Origin of the sequence: Streptomyces coryli (genome assembly GCF_011044975.1) — a bacterium.
In the GTDB taxonomy this organism is placed as follows: domain Bacteria; phylum Actinomycetota; class Actinomycetes; order Streptomycetales; family Streptomycetaceae; genus Streptomyces; species Streptomyces coryli.
Genome location: NZ_JAAKZV010000536.1, coordinates 1 through 1,338, shown reverse-complemented (window position 1 = coordinate 1,338; position 1,338 = coordinate 1). Strand labels below are relative to the sequence as shown.

Genomic DNA, 1,338 nt, shown 5'->3' with positions numbered 1-1,338 from the left:
GTGCTCTCCATGCCTGCCACTTAAGCAACGCTGTTGCGAAAGCGCAAGCGGCGATGGAAGGTGGGGGTGTGTCACGTACCTTCCGCCCTTCGGGCGGCGCCGTGCGCGCGGCCGGCTCCGCCGCGGGCAATCTCCCCGCGCTGCGGCGCCACAACGACGCACTGGTGCTGGAGCTGGTTCGGGCCGCGGGGCCGGCGGGCGTCAGTCGGGGCGAGCTGGCGGAGGCGGCAGGCCTCACCCCGCAGGCGGTCAGCAAGATCACGGGTCGGCTGGCGGCGGCGGGCCTGCTCGCGGAGGCGGGCCGCACCTCCACCGGCGGCAAGCCCCGGACGGCCCTGCGCCTGGAGCCCGGCGCCCGGCACGCGGTGGGCCTGCACCTGGACCGCGACGAGCTGACGGCGGTGCTGGTGGACCTCACCGGCGCGGTGGTGACCGAGCGGGCCGCGCCGCTGGACCTGGGCGCGGGCGCGGAGGCGGTGGTGGAGCAGGCGGCGGGGGTCGTACGGGCGCTGGTGCGGGACACCCTGGCGGGTGGCACCTCGGGGTCCGGGGCGGGGCGCTCCGGCGGCGCGGGATCGCGGGCCGGGTGCCCGCACACACAGACCGGCGATGCGCGAGCACGGACCAGCGGCGAGGGAGCACGGGCCAGCGGCGAGGGAGCTCGGCCCGACGGCGAGGGAGCACGGCCCGGCAGCGCGGAAGCACGGCCCGACGACGCGGAAGCACGGCCCGGCAGCGCGGAAGCACAGCCCGGCAGCGCGGAAGCACAGCCCGGCGGCGCGGGCGCGCCGGCCGGCAATGCGGGCATGCCGACCAGCCATGCGGGCATGCCGGCCGGTGCCCCGGTCACGGGGCCTGGCACCGCGGTCGGGGCCTCCGCCGCCCCCGGCCTCCCCTGGCCCCACTCCCTCGCAGGCGTCGGCGTCGCGCTTCCCGGCCCCCTCGACCACGCCTCCGGCGTATTGGGCCGGGTAACGGGGCTGCCGGTCTGGGACGGCTTCCCGCTGCGTGACGTGCTTGCCGACCGCCTCGCCGGGCCGCCGGTCGTCCTCGACAAGGACACCAACGCCGCCGCCCTCGCCCTCACCCGCACCACCGCCGGCTCCTTCGCGTATCTCCACCTCGCCACCGGCCTGGGCGCCGGGCTCGTGCTCGACGGTGCCGTCTATCGCGGGCCGCGTACCGGGGCCGGGGAGTTCGGCCATCAGGTGGTGCAGCTCGACGGACCGCGGTGCGAGTGCGGGCGGCGCGGGTGTCTGGAGGCGGTGTGTCTGGGCGCGGTCGCGCGGGGCGACGCGCGGGAGGCGGCGCGGGTGCTCGGGGTCCTGTCTCGTAGAC

At 77.9% G+C, this 1,338-nt stretch carries 1 protein-coding gene; it reads left to right on the top strand.

Annotated elements, in window-relative coordinates; translation table 11 throughout:
• Positions 1-68 precede the first annotated feature (68 nt).
• The coding region (locus tag G5C51_RS42025) for an ROK family protein (protein WP_338118514.1) at positions 69-1,338 on the top strand (1,270 nt) is incomplete at its 3' end.